General features: G+C 56.3%; 1 rRNA gene. It reads right to left on the bottom strand.

From position 1 onward, the window contains the following. Positions 1–105, bottom strand: a 5S ribosomal RNA gene (gene rrf, locus AB4Y40_RS42940); the annotation flags it as partial. Positions 106–263 lie beyond the last annotated feature (158 nt).

Below are 263 nucleotides of genomic sequence, written 5' to 3'. Positions count from 1 at the left end.
TTACCTACTTTCACACGGGCAATCCGCACTATCATCGGCGTGGAGCTGTTTCACGGTCCTGTTCGGGATGGGAAGGGGTGGGACCAGCTCGCTATGGTCATCAGGCATGACGGGTTGCTGCGTCGCGGTTTTGCTCGCGCCACAGCCAATCGGGAAGAAGCGTAAAGAGGTGTTGCTGAATTGGGGTTGTGTTGTTTCAGGCACAACACGTGATCTCAACCGTGCGTCACTCCCTTCGGGAGCAGGATGCTCGTAAGTGCTGA

Origin of the sequence: Paraburkholderia sp. EG287B, assembly GCF_040965595.1 — a bacterium.
In the GTDB taxonomy this organism is placed as follows: Bacteria; Pseudomonadota; Gammaproteobacteria; order Burkholderiales; family Burkholderiaceae; genus Paraburkholderia.
This window is presented reverse-complemented; position numbering and strand designations above follow the sequence as displayed.